At 56.4% G+C, this 19,207-nt stretch carries 18 protein-coding genes; 14 read left to right on the plus strand and 4 right to left on the minus strand.

Annotation, left to right across the window (positions count from 1 at the left end; genetic code table 11):
- The first annotated feature begins 34 nt into the window (after positions 1-34).
- The 13 genes from hisB (at position 35) to aroF (ending at position 14,608) form a co-directional block, all read left to right on the plus strand.
- Entirely contained in the window at positions 35-631 is a 597-nt protein-coding gene (hisB, locus tag LAO21_00635) for an imidazoleglycerol-phosphate dehydratase HisB (GenBank protein ID MBZ5551193.1), read from the plus strand.
- Positions 632-904: 273 nt separating this feature from the next.
- Positions 905-1,513, plus strand: coding sequence for an imidazole glycerol phosphate synthase subunit HisH (gene hisH, locus LAO21_00640; GenBank protein ID MBZ5551194.1), 609 nt, complete (start codon positions 905-907; stop codon positions 1,511-1,513).
- Between the two features lie 63 nt (positions 1,514-1,576).
- A complete protein-coding gene (gene hisA, locus LAO21_00645; protein MBZ5551195.1) occupies positions 1,577-2,305 on the plus strand; it encodes a 1-(5-phosphoribosyl)-5-[(5-phosphoribosylamino)methylideneamino]imidazole-4-carboxamide isomerase in 729 nt (242 codons plus the stop codon).
- A 92-nt stretch (positions 2,306-2,397) separates the two neighbouring features.
- Positions 2,398-2,973, plus strand: a complete 576-nt coding sequence (locus LAO21_00650; protein ID MBZ5551196.1) for a DUF4337 family protein — start codon at positions 2,398-2,400, stop codon at positions 2,971-2,973.
- 11 nt (positions 2,974-2,984) lie between these two features.
- Positions 2,985-3,767 carry an imidazole glycerol phosphate synthase subunit HisF gene (gene hisF, locus LAO21_00655; GenBank protein MBZ5551197.1) on the plus strand — a complete coding sequence of 261 codons (783 nt, stop codon included), beginning with the start codon at positions 2,985-2,987 and terminating at the stop codon, positions 3,765-3,767.
- Positions 3,768-3,875: 108 nt separating this feature from the next.
- Entirely contained in the window at positions 3,876-4,574 is a 699-nt protein-coding gene (hisIE, locus tag LAO21_00660) for a bifunctional phosphoribosyl-AMP cyclohydrolase/phosphoribosyl-ATP diphosphatase HisIE (GenBank protein MBZ5551198.1), read from the plus strand.
- 115 nt (positions 4,575-4,689) lie between these two features.
- Complete coding sequence (gene trpE, locus LAO21_00665) at positions 4,690-6,201, plus strand: anthranilate synthase component I (GenBank protein MBZ5551199.1); 1,512 nt, start codon at positions 4,690-4,692, stop codon at positions 6,199-6,201.
- 37 nt (positions 6,202-6,238) lie between these two features.
- Positions 6,239-6,802, plus strand: coding sequence for an aminodeoxychorismate/anthranilate synthase component II (locus LAO21_00670; GenBank protein MBZ5551200.1), 564 nt, complete (start codon positions 6,239-6,241; stop codon positions 6,800-6,802).
- A 212-nt stretch (positions 6,803-7,014) separates the two neighbouring features.
- Complete coding sequence (aspS, locus tag LAO21_00675; protein MBZ5551201.1) at positions 7,015-8,763, plus strand: aspartate--tRNA ligase; 1,749 nt, start codon at positions 7,015-7,017, stop codon at positions 8,761-8,763.
- Between the two features lie 23 nt (positions 8,764-8,786).
- On the plus strand, positions 8,787-10,799 hold the full coding sequence (gene mutL, locus LAO21_00680; GenBank protein MBZ5551202.1) for a DNA mismatch repair endonuclease MutL: 2,013 nt from the start codon (positions 8,787-8,789) through the stop codon (positions 10,797-10,799).
- 89 nt (positions 10,800-10,888) lie between these two features.
- Complete coding sequence (cmk, locus tag LAO21_00685; GenBank protein MBZ5551203.1) at positions 10,889-11,566, plus strand: (d)CMP kinase; 678 nt, start codon at positions 10,889-10,891, stop codon at positions 11,564-11,566.
- 1,635 nt (positions 11,567-13,201) lie between these two features.
- Positions 13,202-13,525, plus strand: a complete 324-nt coding sequence (locus LAO21_00690) for a chorismate mutase (protein MBZ5551204.1) — start codon at positions 13,202-13,204, stop codon at positions 13,523-13,525.
- A gap of 57 nt (positions 13,526-13,582) precedes the next feature.
- Entirely contained in the window at positions 13,583-14,608 is a 1,026-nt protein-coding gene (gene aroF / locus LAO21_00695) for a 3-deoxy-7-phosphoheptulonate synthase (GenBank protein MBZ5551205.1), read from the plus strand.
- Between the two features lie 132 nt (positions 14,609-14,740).
- On the opposite strand, the gene trpA is transcribed toward aroF, so the two are convergent.
- Entirely contained in the window at positions 14,741-15,622 is an 882-nt protein-coding gene (trpA, locus tag LAO21_00700) for a tryptophan synthase subunit alpha (GenBank protein MBZ5551206.1), read from the minus strand.
- A 307-nt stretch (positions 15,623-15,929) separates the two neighbouring features.
- Between trpA and LAO21_00705 the strand changes: the two genes are divergently transcribed.
- Entirely contained in the window at positions 15,930-16,991 is a 1,062-nt protein-coding gene (locus LAO21_00705; protein ID MBZ5551207.1) for a phosphatase PAP2 family protein, read from the plus strand.
- 313 nt (positions 16,992-17,304) lie between these two features.
- On the opposite strand, the gene LAO21_00710 is transcribed toward LAO21_00705, so the two are convergent.
- The 3 genes from LAO21_00710 to sucD form a co-directional block, all read right to left on the minus strand.
- Complete coding sequence (locus LAO21_00710) at positions 17,305-17,646, minus strand: DUF2905 domain-containing protein (protein MBZ5551208.1); 342 nt, start codon at positions 17,644-17,646, stop codon at positions 17,305-17,307.
- A gap of 77 nt (positions 17,647-17,723) precedes the next feature.
- Complete coding sequence (ndk, locus tag LAO21_00715; protein ID MBZ5551209.1) at positions 17,724-18,140, minus strand: nucleoside-diphosphate kinase; 417 nt, start codon at positions 18,138-18,140, stop codon at positions 17,724-17,726.
- 165 nt (positions 18,141-18,305) lie between these two features.
- Positions 18,306-19,202, minus strand: a complete 897-nt coding sequence (gene sucD / locus LAO21_00720) for a succinate--CoA ligase subunit alpha (GenBank protein ID MBZ5551210.1) — start codon at positions 19,200-19,202, stop codon at positions 18,306-18,308.
- Positions 19,203-19,207 lie beyond the last annotated feature (5 nt).

A 19,207-nucleotide genomic window follows, 5' to 3' on the forward strand; every position in this document is an offset into this window, starting at 1 on the left:
GGCATTCAACGGTAGACCCGCTTGAGATGACATTATGAATAAACGGCAGCGCGTCGCGATCGTCAATCGAAAGACCAAAGAGACGGATATCCATCTCCGCCTCAATTTGGACGGTACCGGCAAAGGAAGGATCAAGACCGGGATTAACTTTCTTGACCACATGCTCACGGGCTTCGCCCGGCATGGACTGTTTGACCTGAATCTACGGTGCAAAGGGGACCTTCACATCGACGCTCATCATTCCGTCGAAGACATTGGGATCGCCTTGGGACAGGCGTTCGCGCTGGCGGCAGGGGACAAGTCAGGCCTCGTTCGTTACGGCCATGCCTACGTCCCCATGGATGAAACCCTGGTGCGAGGCTGCGTTGATTTTTCGGGTCGTCCCTATACGCTTTTTAAGGTGAAGATCCCAAGAAAGAACCTTGGAGATCTGGACACAGAACTGGTGGAGCATTTTTTTGAATCCCTGGGGACACACGCCCGAATCAATCTGCATCTCGAACTTCTTTACGGGAAGAACTCGCATCATATCTGCGAAGCGTGTTTCAAGGCTTGTGCACGGGCCTTGTGCGCTGCCACCCGCCTCGACCCCCGCGTGGTGGGGGTCCCTTCCACCAAGGGAAGGCTCTAAAAGGGGCCGGGGGACAGGAATCGGGGCGCGGAACTCGGAAGTCCGTTGCATGAAGTCGGAGGCCGGAAGTCAGAAGTCGGAAATCGGAGGTCAGAAGGCAGAAGTCAGATGTCGGAAGCCGGAGGCCAGAAGTCGAAGGCCGGAAGAAGCATTGGGGCTTTAACTTTGAACTGGGTTTGTCGAACGCTGGACCTTGGAATTTGGACCTGGACTGGTTTTTGAACTTTGAACTTTGAACTTTGAACTTGGAACTTTGGACTTGGAACTTTGGACATGATTACCATTATTGACTGTGGGATGGGGAACCTTCGCAGCGTTCAGAAAGCCTTTGAACATCTGGGCTATCCCGCACGAATTTCCTCCTCCCCCGAGGCCATTCAGAATGCAGTGAAGCTTGTCCTGCCAGGAGATGGGGCGTTTGGAGATGAAATGAAGCGATTGAAGGACCTCGAGCTCGTATCGCCCATTCTGGAGGCGGTGGGGCGAGGGGTCCCCTTCCTTGGCATTTGTGTTGGACAGCAAGTGTTATTCGAGGCAAGCGAGGAATTCGGAAATCATCAAGGGTTGGGGTTGTTCCAGGGAAGAATTAAACGACTGCCCGGCGGTCTGCCAGTTCCGCACATGGGGTGGAACCAGCTCCATCTGAAGAAGAATTCCGTCCTGTTGGCGGGTGTCGCGCCTGAATGCTTTGTTTATTTCATTCATTCATACTACATCGCAGAGTGCGAGCGGACCCATGTGACGGCAACGACCGATTACGGCATCGAATTCCCGGTGGTGGTCGAGCGTGAAAACGTGTTTTCCACACAATTTCATCCGGAGAGAAGCCAGTGCCCGGGTCTTCGTCTGCTCAAGAACTTTGCCGGCCTTTCAGGCGTGTGAGGAATAGGGGAAGACGAAATTGGGGCCCGGTCGGAATCCGGGCGAAAGGCTTCTCAATCTCAAATGATTCTATATCCTGCCATCGATGTTAAAGACGGAAAATGTGTTCGGCTGGTGCAGGGGCGGGACGACACAGCAAAAGAATACTCCGCCAATCCGGTTCAAATGGCGTTGCACTGGGAGCGGGAAGGGGCGGAGTGGCTGCACATCGTAGACCTGGATGCGGCGCTCTCCGAAGGTCGCAAGAATGAAGACACGATTGAGGAAATCCTCCGGGTGGTCCGGATCCCAATCCAGTTAGGGGGCGGGATTCGGTCCCTCCCGCTCATCGAAAAGGCGATCGCCCTGGGAGCGAGCCGGGTTGTCATCGGAACGGCCGCCGTCGAAAATTATGAGATGTTTCATCGGGCCATGGAGCAGTACGGAGATTACATTGCCGTCGGAATCGATGTGAAGAATGGCCACGTTGCCACACACGGCTGGAAGCTGGAAACGGACTCCGAACCGGCGCAATTCGCAAAGAGTCTGGCGCTCCACGGAGTCAGTGTTTTCATTGTGACGGATATAGCCCAGGACGGAATGCTGTCCGGTCCCAACTATGCTCTGGCCGAGCGCGTGGCGCAGGCCACGAAAGGGTCGGTGATTCTGTCCGGTGGAATTGGATCAATCGAGGATATACTTCGGGCCCGTACCCTTGGAAACCGGGGCGTGGAGGGGGTCATTGTCGGAAGGGCTCTGTACGAAAAGAAATTTACACTCAAGGAAGCCCTGGGGGTCACGTCAAACCCATGACCCTCTCTCAAACCAAATGGCGTTTGTGCCCTCCTGATACGAGGATCCCTGCGCTCCTTGACTTCTCCGGAGACGCTTCAACCTGAACGCGAATGAAAATCACCAGCAACTCACAACCCGTCGAGAACATGCGCTCCACGGGTTCTAGCCATACTGGTCCTGCCCTCCTCATGATCCTGTGTGTCCTGGGGATGCTGGGCACGCTCCTGGCGGGACTCCACTGTCTCAGTCTAGCCGAAAGCGCGCAAACCCAGGCAACCGGCCGCTGGGTGGTCTATTGGTCAGACTTCCACCTGGAGCATTTCTATAAGATTCAGAAAGAACAGCTGCAGCTCCGGCTCAACGAGCTGGCGATTCGCGAAGACCTCGACAACCTCGTCCTCGAGAATTACCGGCTGAGAATAGCCGAGTACGCCGGCCAGGTCGAAACGGCTCACAAGAAAAGCGTCCAAGAGGACGACGAGGCCCACGGGTATGAGGCGCAGCGGGACCGGAATCTGAGGCGGTCGCGTTGGCTGATGGCGGGAGCTGCAGGATTTGTTCTTGTCCTCGCGTGTCTTATGCTCCATGTGCTTGCTGGAGGGAAGGGATTCATGGTCGCGGCCCTGCTCCTAGTGGTCATCTCGCTCGCCGTCTGCGGGAATGCCTTCCTTCAATTGTGGAGATAGACTGAATCCCCATGCTCGCCAAGCGAATTATTCCCTGCCTTGATGTGGATGACGGCCGAGTCGTCAAAGGAATTCGTTTCGTCCAGTTGCGCGACGCCGGAGATCCGGTGGAATGCGCTCGCCGCTACGACGAGGAAGGGGCGGATGAGTTGGTCTTCCTGGACATCACGGCCTCCTCTTCCCAACGGAAAACCGCCGGGGATTTGGCGGCCCGTGTGGCTGAGGAGGTGTTTATCCCATTTACTATCGGCGGCGGGATCCGAACCATCGAGGAAGTTCGGAACATTCTGAAATCGGGAGCGGACAAGGTTTCCTTGAATACCGCGGCCCTTCAAAGCCCGCACCTGATTACCGAGGCCGCGGAGAAGTTTGGAAGCCAGTGCGTGGTGGTAGCGATCGATGCTCGCCGCCAGGGCCCGAATGGGAGTGTGTTGGGAACAGACCCGGCACGATGGAAAGTCTTCAGCCACGGGGGGCGGCAAGAGACTCCACTTGATGCCGTGGAATGGGCGCAGCAGGTGGTGGAGCTCGGCGCGGGAGAGATCCTGCTCACTTCGATGGACCGGGATGGCACCCAAGATGGTTATGACCTCGCATTGACGCACACCATCGCTGGAGCGGTGCGTGTTCCCGTTATCGCGTCGGGAGGGGCCGGCTCACTTGACCATCTTTACGAGGGCCTGACGACAGGTGGGGCGAGTGCCGTTCTGGCTGCCTCCATCTTCCATTTTGGTACCCATTCAATCCGGGAGGCGAAGGAATTCCTGAAGCGGAAAGGTGTCCTGGTACGGTAAGATCCGAAGTCGCAGGTCCATGGTCCAGATGAGTCGCTCCGTGCTCCATCGCGGCGCGAAAACCCCTGCATTTAAACAGACCATCGAGGTCAGTCCGGCCCATTCAAAATGCCTATCTCTTCCATTGACGCTCTTGCGCAACTCAGGTTCGATGAGCAGGGCTTGATTCCGGCGGTTGTTCAGGATGTACGCACCAGACAGCTCCTGACCCTGGCCTACATGAACAAAGAAAGCTTGAGAAAAACCCTGGAAACTGAGGAAACATGGTTCTGGAGCCGCTCCCGAAACGCGCTGTGGCACAAGGGTGAAACCAGCGGCCATACCCAGCGCGTGGAGAGAATCACCCTGGATTGCGACGGCGACGCCCTGCTGATTGAGGTGACCCCCCGTGGGCCGGCCTGTCACACGGGGGCAGAGAGCTGTTTCTCCGCAGAATTATCCGGAAAAGCCGATCCGGAACCCGCCCCCGGTCATCGCTCAACCGACCCCGGCTCGACTCATCTCGGACAAGTCCTTGGCGAACTGGCGGCGGTGATCGCCCGGCGCCGAAGAGATCTGCCGGAAGACTCCTATACGGCCACGCTCTTCAAAAAGGGATTGGATCACATCGCGAGGAAGGTGGCCGAAGAATCAGCGGAGACCCTTCTGGCCGCCAAAGCCCACTCCAAAAGTCAAATTGCCTACGAAACCGCCGATCTCCTCTATCATCTTCTTGTCCTTCTGGCCGAGGAGGACGTCGCGCTCGATGACGTAGCGCTTGAACTGGCAGGCCGGCTCGGCAAGAAGAAATCAGAATATCGTTCCTGAGAATTTTGCTGGCTTTTCTCCCATCCCCGGAAATGTAATGTGGATGATATAATCCGACGTTTGTTCTTCGCCCGCATCCTCTTGAGGCCGTGAATGCCTGCCTAAGGAAGAGATGATGAGTCATTCCCAATCGACCGTCGACTGGACGCAATTCGAAAAACTCGCCCGCGAGGGAAATGTCATTCCCGTCTTCAAGTGGGTCACGGCCGATTTGCTCACCCCCGCATCGGCTTTTCTGAAATTGGAATCCCAGTCCCCTTTTGGCTTCCTGCTCGAAAGTGTGGAAGGGGGGGAGACCATTGCCCGGTACTCATTTCTCGGTGTCGGTCCATTCCGCTCTCTCCGGTATCGCAACGGCGAAGCCTCCATCACTTCGGCCGCCGGGTCGCAACGCCGGCGCCAGGACCTCTTTGATCTGCTGCGGGCCGAGGTAAACCAGTTTCGGCCGGTTCGGTTGGAAGGGATTCCGCCCTTCACCAGCGGGGCCGTAGGATTTCTGGGATACGATCTGGTGCGATTGATTGAGAACATCCCGGACCGCACGACCCGGGATCTTGATTTGGACGACGCGGTGCTGTTGTTTTTTTCAAACCTCGTCATCTTTGATCATGTGCGTCACCAGGCGCTCATTGTCTCCAATGTGCTGACGGAGGAGACCGGCGACCGACTCTCTCTCAAGGAGAAGTATCAAAAGGCGGTTCGAAAGATTGCCTCCATGGAGCGGTTACTCCATGCTCCCCTCGTGAGGACGAAAGCCAGCCGCGCGGCCCCGCCGGCTCTTCCCGCCGGCGCGGTGACCTGCAACTTCACGGCGGAAGGATTTGAGAATGCCGTCCGGCAAGCAAAGCAGTACATTACGGCCGGCGACATTTTTCAGGTGGTTCTGTCACAGCGGTTTGACAGGACTTGTGCCGCTGATCCCTTCGAGGTGTACCGGGCGCTGCGGATTGTGAATCCTTCGCCGTACCTGTATTATCTCAAGCTGGGCGATTTTCAGATCGTGGGTTCTTCCCCCGAAATGCTGGTCAAGGTTCAGGGGAAGAAGATCGCCTACCGTCCCATCGCGGGAACAAGACCAAGGTCTCGCGGCGCAGATGATGCCACTGATCAGGAGTTGGCGGTCGAATTACAACACGACGAAAAGGAATGTGCCGAACATATCATGCTGGTCGACCTCGGACGGAATGATGTCGGCCGGGTATCGCGGTTCGGATCGGTCCGGGTTCAGCGCCTGATGTTTGTCGAGAGATACTCCCATGTCATGCATCTCGTTTCGGCCATTGAAGGGGAGTTGAAAGAGGGACTCGACGCGATCGATGTCTTGCGGGCGTGCTTTCCCGCGGGGACGGTCTCCGGGGCCCCTAAGATCCGGGCCATGGAAATTATCGACGAGTTGGAACCCACGCGCCGGGGCATTTATGCGGGCGGGATCCTTTACCTTGATTTCTCCGGCAATCTGGACTCCTGCATTGCGATCCGCACCATCGTGATGAAGGACCACCGCGCCTATATCCAGGCGGGGGCCGGGATCGTGGCGGATTCTCAGCCCGATCGGGAACATCAGGAATGTATCAACAAAGCGCGCGCCTCCTTAAAGGCCATCGAATTGGCTGAGGAAGGGCTTTAAGAGTAGTAACGACTGAAGTCGTTACTACACGAAAATCATGATTCTTGTCATCGATAATTACGATTCCTTCACCTATAACCTGGTTCAATATCTCGGGGAGATGACCCCCGAGATTGTCGTCGAGCGGAACGACCAGGTGACCGTGGACGAGATCGCCGCCATCAAACCCGATCGGATAGTGATTTCACCGGGGCCGGGTCGTCCGGAAAACGCAGGGATCATTGTTGAGTGCATCAAGGCGTTCACGGGGAAGATGCCTCTTCTGGGCGTTTGTCTGGGGCTGCAGGCGATTGGCCATGCCTTCGGCGGCCGGGTGGTGGGCGCTCAACGGCTAATGCATGGGAAGACCTCCAAGGTAAGTCACGATGGGAGGACCCTCTTCCAGGGGGTGCCTCAGGGTTTTACGGCGACCCGCTATCATTCCCTGGTCGTTGAAGAAGGGTCGCTTCCGGATGCGCTGGAAATCTCCGCGCGCAGCGATGACGGAGAAATCATGGGATTGCGCCACCGGCGCTTTCCCACCGAAGGCGTGCAGTTCCACCCCGAGTCGATTCTGACAACCGAGGGCAAAACCATTTTGAAAAATTTCCTGAAGCTCTGAAAAGCGGGGACAGCCGGGAATTCAGTCTGAAGGAAGTTTGATCCAGGAATGAGACGTTCGAAGCCTTGGGCCTTCGGAAGACCCATGAGGCTTCCTTCGAAGCCATTGCCCGTTTTTCACAGGCACATTCTAACTGCGACGCTGTTTTTCGGACCGGGGAGAGGAGTTCAATTGTGAAGCTCGATTTCCTGGGCACCACCAAACGGACACACATGTGCGGAGAACTCCGTGCATCGCACGAGGGGCAGCGCGTGACGCTGATGGGCTGGGTGGCGCGGCGACGCGACCTGGGCCAATTGATCTTCATCGACCTGCGCGACCGCACGGGTTTGACACAAATCGTCTTCAAAACCGATATCGACCGGGAGATTCATGAGAAGGCGGAACAGCTCCGCACCGAGTTCGTAGTGGCGATCGAGGGCGCCGTTGTCGGTCGTGACTCCAACACGGTCAACAAGAACCTTCCCACGGGCGAGATCGAGGTAGTTGCTTCGCTCCTGAAAGTCCTGAACGAGGCTCAAACCACGCCCTTCCCCATTGACGACAGCATTGGCACCAGCGAAGACATTCGTTTGAAGTACCGCTATCTCGACCTGCGGAGGCCCAAAATGCAGGCGAATTTCCGCCAGCGCCACGAGGTCACCATGGCCGCCCGGAAATACCTGAACGACCAGGGCTACTACGAAATCGAGACCCCCTTTCTCACCAAATCCACGCCGGAAGGGGCCCGCGACTACCTCGTTCCCTCTCGATTTCACCGCGGAAAATTCTACGCCCTCCCGCAGTCTCCCCAACTCTTCAAGCAGCTGCTCATGGTCTCAGGCTTTGACAAGTACTTTCAAATCGTCCGCTGCTTCCGGGATGAGGATATCCGTGCGGACCGTCAGCCCGAGTTTACACAAATCGACATCGAGCATTCGTTTCCTCACCTGGATGATTTCTTCATGTCCATTGAGGGCCTGATCGCTTCGATTTTCGCGACCGCGGGGATTACTTTCTCCCAACCCTTTCCGAGGATGTCCTACGCCGAGGCCATGCGGAGGTACGGCAGCGACAAACCGGACACGCGGTTTGAGATGGAAATCCTCGATCTGAGTTCTCTCGTCGGCAAGACAGAGTTCGTGCCATATAGAAAAGCGCTCGATACCGGCGGGGTCGTGCGGGCAATTTGCGCCAAGGGCTGTGCAAAATATTCCCGGAAGCAGACTGATGAGCTGGCTGAAACGGCAAAGATCTTTGGAGCAAGCGCCCTGGCTACCCTTAAGGTCACCTCCGAAGGGGTCCAATCCAGCCTTGAGAAGGTTTTGGGCAAGCCCCTGGTTGTAGAGCTCGCCGCCGCCACCCGCGCCTCGGTGGGAGATCTGCTGTTGATTGCGGCGGGGGAGAAAAAGGTGGTCGAGGAATCCCTGGGGGCGGTCCGGCTTCAGGTCGCAAAACAGGAGAGGCTGTTGGAGGGTCCGGCCCGATGGAATTTTCTGTGGGTGACCGACTTTCCAATGTTCGAATGGAGCGCGACCGACCAGCGGTTTGTCGCAATGCATCACCCCTTTACCTCCCCGGTCGAGGAAGACATCGAGAGAGGACTGGTGGAACAGGATCCCGGAAAGGTGCGGGCGAAGGCCTATGACCTGGTTTTGAACGGGTCCGAGATTGGGGGAGGGTCCATACGAATTCATCGTCAGGATGTCCAGGCCAGGGTGTTCAAGGCCTTGGGTCTCAGTGACGAAGAAGCTCGTCAACGCTTTGGATTTTTCCTGGAGGCCCTTCAGTACGGCACGCCTCCCCATGGCGGGATAGCCCTGGGACTGGATCGCATCATGACCGTCCTGACGGGTGAGCCCTCACTGCGGGGCGTTATCGCCTTTCCGAAGACCGCCACTTATGTGGACCTCATGACTGAGTCGCCATCCCCCGTGGATCAGCATCAGCTCGATGAGTTGGGAATTGTGATCAAACCATAGTCCATGAGAAGTCCTGATTGCTGATGTCCAAAATCCGTGTTCTCCCGGAAATCGTTGCCAACAAGATCGCCGCAGGTGAGGTGGTGGAACGTCCGGCGAGCGTGGTGAAGGAACTGGTGGAAAACGCGATTGACGCCGGGGCCCACCGGATCTTTGTGGACACCGAAGCCGGCGGGAGGCGGCTGATCCGCGTCAGCGATGATGGCTGCGGCATGCCCCCCGATGATGCGCTGCTCGCCTTTGAGCGCCATGCCACCTCCAAAATGAAAACCGCGGAAGACCTTCTTTCCATCGCGACTCTCGGATTCCGGGGAGAGGCCATCCCTTCCATCGCTGCGGTCTCCCGGGTTTTGATGGAAACACGATCGCTTGAATCGCCGGTCGGATCACAGGTGGAAATGGCTGGGGGGAGGATGATCGCGGTCAAGGAAGTGGCGGCGGCGCCAGGAACCACCATCACGGTGCGAGATCTCTTTTACAACATTCCGGCCCGGCGCAAGTTCCTCAAATCTGAATCCACCGAATTGGGACACATTTCCTCGCTGGTCACACACTACGCCCTTGCGAATCCTCAGATTCATTTTCAGCTTCATTCCACGACCAACGAGATTCTGAATGTCTCGCCGGTTGAGAGTTTCCGGGAACGAATCTTCCAGATCTTCGGCCGCGATCTCCTCTCCCAGTTAATTGAGATTGAGGGCCAGAGCGCCGAACTCGTCGAGGCAGCCGGAATTGCGCCCGCGGAGGCGAACCAACCCCCGGAGAGGCAGGAAGAGCCACGCCCATCGGAACGGATCCGTATTTCCGGATTTGTGTCGCTGCCCGAAGTGCACCGGCTCAATCGCAATGCCATCTATATCTTTGTCAACCGGAGGCTGGTGCGCGACCGGCTTTTGATGCACGGCCTGTCCGAGGCGTATCACAATCTCATGCCATCCGCTGTTTATCCCGCGGCCCTGGTTTTTATCGATATGCCGTTTTCAGAGGTGGATGTCAACGTTCACCCCTCGAAAATCGAAGTCCGATTTCGACGATCCGCGCTCGTTCACGATCTCCTGCGGGACACCATTCGTGGCGGCATCCTAAAACAAAAGCCGATCGCCTCTTTCCGGCCCAAAGACCGGGTGACTCCGGATGACCTTGCTGCGCACAGTGCGGCCCAGGATAACCTGGGGACCGAGGGCCTGGGGCCGGAGTTAGACTCCAGGGGAATGCCCGGATCGTCAACAGTGGGTCCGCACCACACTGGCCCCACCCAGGCTCTCTCCGCATTCCGACTCCGTCCCGAGATGGCGGAACCGGAAACCCTGCGAATGAGGTTTGATCCGGCGATTGCCCTGTCGCCCTATTCCCCGATTTCCGGCGCTTCGGAAAACGCCTTACCGGGAGGGTGCGGCGGAAGCAGCGTCTCAGGGGAGGTCAGCCCGTTTACTGAGAATGAAATTGCAACTCTGATCGATCACCACATCACCCCGCTGGGGCAGATTCGCGATAGCTTTATTGTGGCGACGGATGATCGGGATCTCTATCTGATTGACCAGCATGTTGCGCATGAGCGGGTTTTATTCGAGTTGCAGTTGAAGGAACGCGCGCGCGGCACCCTCCAAGGTCAACGGCTGCTGCTGCCGATGATCGTCGAGCTTGATCCGCGACAACTGTCGATTCTGGAAAATATTCTTCCGGAGATGGAACATAGTGGATTTGATGTAGAACCCTTTGGCCACAAGACGATCGCAGTCAAGTCCGCTCCCGCCGGGGTGGTTGCCGGCGATGTCGAGGCTCTCCTCCGTGAGATCCTTGACGCGCTCGAGCGGGAATCCCAGGCGGTTAACATCGAAAAGCTTCAGACCAAGATCGCGGCTTCGGTAGCCTGCCATGCTGCCATCAAGGTCAACATGAAGCTCGATCAAGACAAGATGCGATGGCTGATTGATGAATTGATGAAGACGGACTACCCGATGAGCTGTCCCCATGGACGGCCGGTCATAATCCGGTATACCCTGCGCGAGATTGAGCGCGCCTTTAAGCGACCCTGAGCGCCAGGGGATGATTTTTCTCTGCAACCTCCCGACCTCTCCAAGGGAATGAATGGAAATCGCTTCGTCCCATGCCCACTCGCCGAAACCTGATCATTGCGATTGATGGACCTGCCGGCTCAGGGAAGTCAACGGTCGGCAGGAGGGTCGCCGAGCATCTCGGATACCTCTATGTAGACACGGGCGCCATGTATCGAGCCGCGGCATGGAAAGCGCTCCAAATGAAGGTTCCCCTGGACGATGTGAAGGCGATGACGGGGCTCGTGCGTGATACTCAAATGCAGGTAAGGTGTGATCATCGACAGTTCCAAATCTCCATCGACGGGGTCGATGTGACGCAGGCCATCCGAGCCGCGGAAGTCAGCGAGGCCTCGTCCAGGATTTCCACCATCGCGGCCGTTCGACGGGAGCTTGTGGCCCAGCAACAGCACCTGGGAAAACAAGGAGGGGTAGTGATGGAGGGCCGAGACATCGGCACGGTGGTCTTTCCGGATGCGGAGATTAAGGTCTTTCTCGATGCCACTCCCGAGGCGCGCGGCGAACGGCGTTACGCCGAGGATGCACGAATTGGAAAACCCGCCAGTCGGGAATCCACGATTGAAGCTGTTCGGGGGCGCGATCGCCGCGATGCTTCGCGGAAGGCCTCTCCCATGATGCCCGCTCCAGATGCCATCTACATCGACACGACTGGCTTGACTATCGATCAGGTCGTCGATCAGGTTCTTGCATTGGTCGCGGCCAAGCGAAAGACCTCCTCTCCGAAGTAACAAACACGGCGCTTGCCGCTCGACAAAGGTCGACCGACCCTGCGAGAGAAACCGAACCAATTGCGGATTGTGGATTTCGGAATGCGGAATTAAAGCCCCGACCCGCCCTCGAAGCCTTTCTCAGCCTCGTCTTTTACCCAGTCGTAAGGCAACTTCCAATCTCAAATTTGAAATTTCAGATTTGTGAGGCCGCTCCGTATCCGCCAGGGTCCACGCCGCGGTCGGACCTTGAGGGACCGTCTGATCCACTTCGATGTCCGAGCGCGTCAGGATGACCGGAGTTCTGGCGGAAGTTTAAAAAAGCCTCGCAAGGGATTTGTCGAATCGACCCCAGCGAGGCATTATTTGTAGGGCTGTCGATGCAGGACCCCGATGCAGTTCTTATGACAGGATGGCTCCCAAAGCGAAAACCGGTGATTGATGTCTGTTGATAAGTCCGGCAAGAGGTGTAGAACAGGGCCCCTGCGGCACCGGATGTGCGTGCTCTACTGGCCCTCTTGCCTCGATAGAGAAGAGATACGAGTTGAGTCCACCCAGCCTAAAGTCCCTTCGTACTCTCCATCCAACACGATGACCCGACATAACCCACCCGAGACATCCAAGACTCGAACAGTCGTCCCCGCGGGGACAGGGGCGACCTTGCCAGCTGACCGCTTCGCTCCTGCTTGCCTTGGAGTTTTCGCGGATTTTTGTGCGATTTGATTTGGCGCGCCTGACTTCCCTCGCAGAGCGAGAAGATCGGTCTTGCTCTTTGCCACCAGAATTACCGGCTCCCCGGTCAAGAACAGACGCCCTTCTTGCCCCATGGCGCCCGGAAGGGGCTCGACCGAAGAGTTCTGAACATTTCCTGGCTGAATCAGAGGCCCCAAAAAAACAATTAAGCAAACGAGAGCACCCAAAAAGATTTGAATCCACTTCCCCCACCCTAACCGGTTTCCATTCCTGAATGCGGGTCTTGTCGGGGGTTCAATTGCAATTTCTGGTGGCTGACGGTATGAAGGCCTTTCCTGGGGCACAAGTTCCTTATGACATGCGGTGCAGACAATATATCGATCCGGCATCTTCTCAGCGCAGTGCGGACAAATCATCGTTCTTCCTCCGTTGGCTCTGCTGCAATACCCTCAAAATAGTCAGTCATCCCCCACACCACAGATGAAGATCTGCTTGTATTCCGGGGCAGGACTTGTGTCTCCGGATCCCTCTTATAGATTTCTTTTTTCAATACCAGGGGATTTAAGGCAACACAATCCGGGCCGTTCTTCCTCCCACGTCTTTAGTACTGGCAACCATGATTCCAACCCGTGCGGTCAAATTGACCGCACGGGGGGTTTACGGCTAGGCTGTTGATTTCACAAACCCGAGCGGGGTTGCGCTCCGAAAACCCGCTTCGACAAAAGGTTGGGTTTGTTCCTTTCGGAAACATGATTAACAATTTCTGTAACTCCCACTTACAAATTCCGTCGCCTCATGAGTCTCCCGCTTGTGCATCAAGCGCCAGGGAGGGAGTGTTTTCGAATTCACCCAGGGGAAGTCTGACGATCTTCATCCCTACGCCCCACAGGTCGAAAACACAACGTTGCTTGCGTCGGCCAGTCAAAGCCTCTATAATCGCGCGCTTCCGCATCTGGAGGGCGAATGGACTTGGATGGATGGCGCAGGCGCATCGACGCGGTGGATTTAAAGCTGGTGGAACTTTTGAACCGTCGCTCGCGCTATGCCCTCGAGATTGGAAAAATCAAAGCAAGGTTGGATCTCCCGGTGTACACGCCCAGCCGGGAAGTGGAAGTTTTGAACAACGTCGTCCTTGCCAATGAAGGCCCCCTCGATGATCCGGCCATGCGACGTTTATTCGAGCGTATTATTGACGAGGCTCGTCTCTTGGAGCGAGAGTATATTGAAAGAAAGAGACAGAGGAGAGGTCAGAGACCGGAAGCAAGGAAGAGAACCCGGGCGCGTTGATTTCAGAAGAAGCGTCCATTGTGAGGTACCGGGGGGCCTCTGGAAGGAAGATCCTCGATGGTTGTAGTCATGCAAGTGGGGGCGAAAGAGCCCCAGATTCAGAAGGTGATTGACCGCCTGGTCGCCATGGGCTTTGATGTTCACCGGTCGACTGGAGTCAGTCAAACGGTGCTGGGGGCGGTCGGCGCCAAGCCGGCGATTGATACACGGGATCTGGAGGTGTTAGACGGGGTGGCGGAGGTCATCCGCATCAGCACCCCGTTCAAGCTCGCCAGCCGCACCTTTAGACCGGAAGATTCCGTCATCCGGGCCGGGCCGAAAGGCCACCAGGTCGCCATCGGGGGCAAGACCGTCGTCATGATGGCGGGCCCCTGCACGGTCGAATCCGCCGAGCAGATCCGCGAGGTGGCCCGACGCGTCAAGCAGGGAGGAGCGGTCATCCTGCGCGGTGGGGCATTTAAGCCCCGGACCTCACCCTACAGCTTTCAGGGTTTGGGAGAAAAGGGGTTGAAATTCATTCGCCGGGCTGCTGACGAGAACGGGTTGCTCGTGGTCACCGAGTGCCTGGATACCGGACATGTGAGCATGGTCACCGAGTATGCGGACATCGTGCAGGTGGGGGCGCGGAACATGCAGAACTTCGAGATGCTCAAGGCCCTGGGAAAGATCCGAAAACCCGTGCTCCTCAAGCGGGGCATGAGCGCAACGATCGAAGAATGGCTCATGAGCGCCGAATACATCCTGACAGGCGGCAATCATCACGTCATCCTGTGCGAGCGCGGCATTCGGACATTCGAAACCTACACCCGCAACACGCTCGATATCTCCGCGATCCCCGTCGTCAAGAAGCTGTCACATCTGCCCATCATCGTCGACCCCAGTCACGGGACCGGGCGCCGCGACAAGGTGGCGCCGATGGCCCGGGCCGGTGTAGCCGCTGGCGCTGACGGCATTCTCATTGAGGTTCACCATGACCCGGAGAAGGCACTCTGCGACGGCGCCCAGTCTCTGTTCCCCGAACAGTTCGAACAGCTGATGAAGGAACTCCGCATCATCGCGCCAGCCGTGGGGCGGGAAATCTGACGCGCGAAAGAGGTCCCGGATCTCCGGCCGGGTGGGAACGGGAAAGGAAGAAGGCCGAGGAGCTGGGTCGATTCCCCCCTCTTTGTTGTTTACGAGCTTTCTCCCCCTGGCAGGCATGTTCCTAAAGGCGATTCATCCATTTGAGCCAGGAGCGATGAGTTCGGTGACGAACGCCTCCAGGTGCCGGGCGAGCGCTTCAACCTCGGGCAAAGATCCCCGGTTCGAGGCGACCTGCTGTTCAATCCTCTGAACAATCGCACTGCCCACGACCGCCGCATCGGCGACCTTCCATACACTCTGTACCTGGGCGCGGGTTGATATCCCAAAACCCACGGCAATCGGAAGGGTGGTAAATCGGCGAATTCTGTTTACCAGATTCTCGACCCCTTCCGAGAGGCTTTCCCGGGTGCCGGTGGTTCCGGTGCGGGAGACCGCGTATACAAATCCACGCGCCGCATTACAAATCTTCCGGATCCGCTCATCCGTGGAGGTCGGCGCAATCAGAAAAATCAAATCCAAATCATGGGCGTCAAATACCTTTTTGATCTCTCCGGACTCCTCTGGGATGAGATCCGTCAACAACACTCCGTCTACTCCCGCTTCTCTTGACCGTTGCGCAAATTTCTCAATTCCCATCTGCCAGACCGGATTGAGATAACTGAAAAGCACGAACGGTATTTCATCTTTATTCCCTTCTCCTCCAACCTTGTCCTGCCCTTGACGTTTGGCAGAGACCTCGATCCCTCCCCTGATTTCCGCCACCATCTTGAGAATTTTTCTCAGACTTGCTCCAGCCTCCAAGGCCCGTTGAGAGGCCCGTTGGATGACCGGGCCGTCGGCCAGGGGATCCGAAAACGGCACCCCCACTTCGAGCACATCCACCCCCGCCCTCAGAAGAGCACGGATCAGCGAATCGGTGTGTTGAAGGGAAGGATCGCCCGCGGTGAGATAGGCAATAAACCCCTTCCTGCCGGATCTGCGGAGGGTCTCAAATCTTTTTTGAATACGCGACAAGGGGTAGCTCCTTATGCCCGTCTTTCAATGATTGACGACCCCCGGGGGGCTCGTTCTTGTTCAACCCGCATGGCCCCGAACGTCAAGGGTGGTCGGTCCGATCATAAAGGGTCTGCCGATTTCGCACAAGCCAGGCCCCGAGAAATCTCTCCATAACTGGCTCTTTCCCCTCTTGCATCCGCCTCTGTGGAAAACTAAAATAAATGTAACCTCTCTTTAAACCTTTTCGTCATTTCGCCATCTAAAGTAACTCGGCGCGACTAGCCTGTTCCCCAGGGAAGCGAGCGGTGCGGTTTTCCCCTCCAGCATGGGGAGAGTTCTGCTCTTCAAAATCCAAAAGAAGGGATTTTCTTTCGGTTCACTGACTGCGACCGTGCAAAAAATCTCCCTGACCCCACAGCAACGCGAGTGGTTAATCCCCTTTTTAGGTTACCTGATCATCGTCCTGGTCGCCAACTATCGCGTGCATGAGCTGTATGATTCCGACTTTGCCTTCCTGATTTTGATCCTGGGCGCTTTCGCGCTGGGGCGTGTCTCAAGTTTTATCCGTGACTGGACGCCGGTAGTCCTCCTTCTTTTCTCTTATGAGTATCTGCATGGGTATGCAGACAAGATCATCGGGAGTGTGCATTCGACCGACATCATCCACCTGGAGGAGCGACTCTTCGGCTATCCCGTGGCCACAGTCACGCTCCAGAGGATCCTCTACACGCCCGGCGTCGGCCACTGGTACGATTATGCCTCCAGCCTGATCTATTATGCCCATTCCTTTGTGGTGCTGTTTGTGGCGTTTGGCCTGTGGGTCTACCGGCGGGACCTCTACCGGATTTGGGCGAGGTTGTTTGTGTACCTCTCCTTTGCCGGTTTCATAACTTATGTTCTTTTCCCCGCCATGCCCCCCTGGATGGCCTCACAAAACCATTTGATTCCACATATTCATAAAATCATTGACGAGGTCATGCCGGATGGGACGGTGGGGGTGGTCAGCGCCATGACCTCGAACCTCGTTGCGGCCATGCCCTCCTTGCATGCTGCCTATCCGACGCTCGGTTTTCTGTTCATGTGCCGCTATTTCAAGAAGGCGGCACCCTTTTATGCTGCCTATTGTCTTACGGTCTATTTTGCGATCATTTATCTGGGTGAACATTATATTCTGGACACGCTGGCGGGAATTGGATACGCGGCGGGAGTTTTTTTCATCCACGAGTGGGTAACATCCCGACAATGGCGATCCCCTTACCGATCGGCGTCCACGGCCGTGTTTGAAGTTTCACCCAACAGGATTCGTAGTAACCCCACGTGGCCCTATTCGCCCGTCCCGGAGGCGGAGTCCTATCGAGTGAGGCGAAGCGGAAAAAATGAAGCTTGAAATGTAGCATCATTGTTGCAGTGACGGCGTTCAAGTCACACTGCTAATGAGTTTCGCCATCACCGCGGAGGATTGGCGCCCTATTGACTGTTATCGGATTGATACTCCACCTTTCGCTTTCCACACCTAGACCCTCCCCGACCGATCCGTTCCTTCCACCGACCATTCAATCACCCCAACGCGGTATCTGTGCCCGCCCGGTCAAGCCCATAGGTCATCACAGCGCGGGAAAATCCTTCATTCGGGTTTGATCCGGCTCTCGCCATGGAGCACAAGACTCCACTCTCGCGGCACCCTTGCCTTCCGCTGCAGGTTACCTTCGAAACAGGGAGAAAAAGAAGGTGAGGATGAGGCTAATTAAGAGACATGTTACCAGGGGAAAATAAAAGGTAAAGTGACCACGGTGGATCCGGATATCGCCGGGGAGCCGACCCAGATGAAGAAAATTGAACCGGTCCAGCAGGAGGATCGCGCCGCCCAGCAGCACAAGAATAATGCCTAATTGAAGAATGAACTTACCGACACCAAACACATTGATACCCCAAATTCCAAATTCCAGTATCCAAATTCCAAATAAAAACCAAATTCCAAAGTCCAAGACAAAACCAACAAGACAAGCAAAGTAATCTGATTCTAAACCGCATCCTCCAGGCATGTTTTTGAGACAATCATTTGAACGGTTGGAATTTGGTTTTTATTTGGAATTTGGACTTTGGGATTTGGAGTTTCCCTTCATGGAAGTATTTCCAGCTCATTAAAAAAATACCGGGTCTCGAAGGCCGCCGTCTCAGGGGCATCGCTGCCGTGGGTCGCGTTGTTTTGAATGGAAGACCCGAATCGTTTTCTCAGGGTTCCCTCGGCAGCCTTCGAGGGATCTGTCGCCCCCATGACCTCTCGCCACTTGCGGATCGCGTCCTCGCGTTCCAGAATCATTGCAACAATGGGTCCCGACTGCATAAACTCGGTGAGGGGGCCGAAAAAGGGGCGTTCGCGGTGCACGGCATAGAATCCTTCAGCTTGCCTCTTCGATAAATGGATCAGCTTCAAGGCGATGATCCTGAATCCGTTCGATTCAATCACTTTGATGATATCCCCCGTGTAGCCGGCCCTCAGGGCGTCGGGTTTGACGAGTGCCAGTGTGCGTTCCAAAGACAAGGTGTTATTCTCCTCAAGAGGAATTTGTATAAATAGTTCCAGTGACAGGTGGAAAGGCCCAGCCTTACAAAACCTTTCACGAGGCAAGTTTCCTTGGACAGGTGGCAGGCCCCATCGAAGGGTCAGGACCGAGCTTGAAGAAGAGACCTTTTCTCCCGATTACTTCCGGAGTGTCTTCTCGACCATCGCCCCAATCTCCGCAGGTGATTCAACGACGAAGATCCCGGCATCGCGCATGGCCTTCATTTTTTCAGCGGCGGTCCCTTTGCCGCCGGCGATGATGGCGCCGGCATGACCCATGCGTCGTCCGGGAGGGGCTGTTTGTCCGGCGACAAAACCGATGACCGGTTTCCTGACATGCTCTTTCACATAAGCGGCCGCCTCCTCCTCTGCCGTCCCGCCTATCTCTCCGATCATGACGATGGCATGGGTTTCCGGATCCTGATTAAACATTCGAATGGCATCCAGGTGGGTCGTTCCAATGATCGGGTCACCCCCAATGCCGATGCACGTCGATTGTCCGATCCCACGCCGTGTCAGCTGGTCTACCGCCTCGTAGGTCAAGGTCCCGCTTCGGGACACCACGCCGACATTGCCCTCCTTGTGAATGTGTCCCGGCATGATCCCCACCTTGCACCTTCCGGGCGAGATGATACCCGGGCAATTGGGACCGATCAGGCGCGTCGTTTTCTTCTCTTGAAGATATCGCCAGGCCCGTACCATGTCCAAGGTCGGAATCCCTTCGGAGATGCAAACAACCAGCGCCAATGCCGCGTCCGCGGCCTCCATGACGGCATCGGCCGCAAAGGGAGGTGGCACGAAGATGACCGAAACATTCGCTCCTGTGGTCTTGACGGCATCCGCGACCGTGTTGAACACGGGAACCGAGGGATGATTCGCACCGTCCAGCGAATGGTACGTTCCTCCCTTCCCCGGGGTGACTCCCGCAACGATTTGAGTCCCGTATTCCATGCACGTCCGGGCATGGAATGTGCCTTCCTTCCCGGTTAACCCCTGGACCACGACGCGGGAATTCTTGTCAACGAGAATGCTCATGAATG

The organism is Terriglobia bacterium (genome assembly GCA_020073085.1).
Lineage (GTDB): Bacteria > Acidobacteriota > Terriglobia > JAIQFV01 > JAIQFV01 > JAIQFV01.

What these genes read in the sequence shown, in the direction of transcription:
- hisB (MBZ5551193.1), top strand. Translation starts at nt 35, where the DNA reads ATGAATAAACGGCAGCGCGTCGCGATCGTCAATCGAAAGACCAAAGAG.
- trpE (MBZ5551199.1), top strand. Translation starts at nt 4,690, where the DNA reads ATGAGTCATTCCCAATCGACCGTCGACTGGACGCAATTCGAAAAACTC.
- aspS (MBZ5551201.1), top strand. Translation starts at nt 7,015, where the DNA reads ATGTGCGGAGAACTCCGTGCATCGCACGAGGGGCAGCGCGTGACGCTG.
- LAO21_00670 (MBZ5551200.1), top strand. Translation starts at nt 6,239, where the DNA reads ATGATTCTTGTCATCGATAATTACGATTCCTTCACCTATAACCTGGTT.
- hisH (MBZ5551194.1), top strand. Translation starts at nt 905, where the DNA reads ATGATTACCATTATTGACTGTGGGATGGGGAACCTTCGCAGCGTTCAG.
- LAO21_00705 (MBZ5551207.1), top strand. Translation starts at nt 15,930, where the DNA reads ATGGGGAGAGTTCTGCTCTTCAAAATCCAAAAGAAGGGATTTTCTTTC.
- hisF (MBZ5551197.1), top strand. Translation starts at nt 2,985, where the DNA reads ATGCTCGCCAAGCGAATTATTCCCTGCCTTGATGTGGATGACGGCCGA.
- mutL (MBZ5551202.1), top strand. Translation starts at nt 8,787, where the DNA reads ATGTCCAAAATCCGTGTTCTCCCGGAAATCGTTGCCAACAAGATCGCC.
- sucD (MBZ5551210.1), bottom strand. Translation starts at nt 19,202, where the DNA reads ATGAGCATTCTCGTTGACAAGAATTCCCGCGTCGTGGTCCAGGGGTTA.
- LAO21_00710 (MBZ5551208.1), bottom strand. Translation starts at nt 17,646, where the DNA reads ATGCCTGGAGGATGCGGTTTAGAATCAGATTACTTTGCTTGTCTTGTT.
- hisIE (MBZ5551198.1), top strand. Translation starts at nt 3,876, where the DNA reads ATGCCTATCTCTTCCATTGACGCTCTTGCGCAACTCAGGTTCGATGAG.
- LAO21_00650 (MBZ5551196.1), top strand. Translation starts at nt 2,398, where the DNA reads ATGAAAATCACCAGCAACTCACAACCCGTCGAGAACATGCGCTCCACG.
- hisA (MBZ5551195.1), top strand. Translation starts at nt 1,577, where the DNA reads ATGATTCTATATCCTGCCATCGATGTTAAAGACGGAAAATGTGTTCGG.
- LAO21_00690 (MBZ5551204.1), top strand. Translation starts at nt 13,202, where the DNA reads ATGGACTTGGATGGATGGCGCAGGCGCATCGACGCGGTGGATTTAAAG.
- aroF (MBZ5551205.1), top strand. Translation starts at nt 13,583, where the DNA reads ATGGTTGTAGTCATGCAAGTGGGGGCGAAAGAGCCCCAGATTCAGAAG.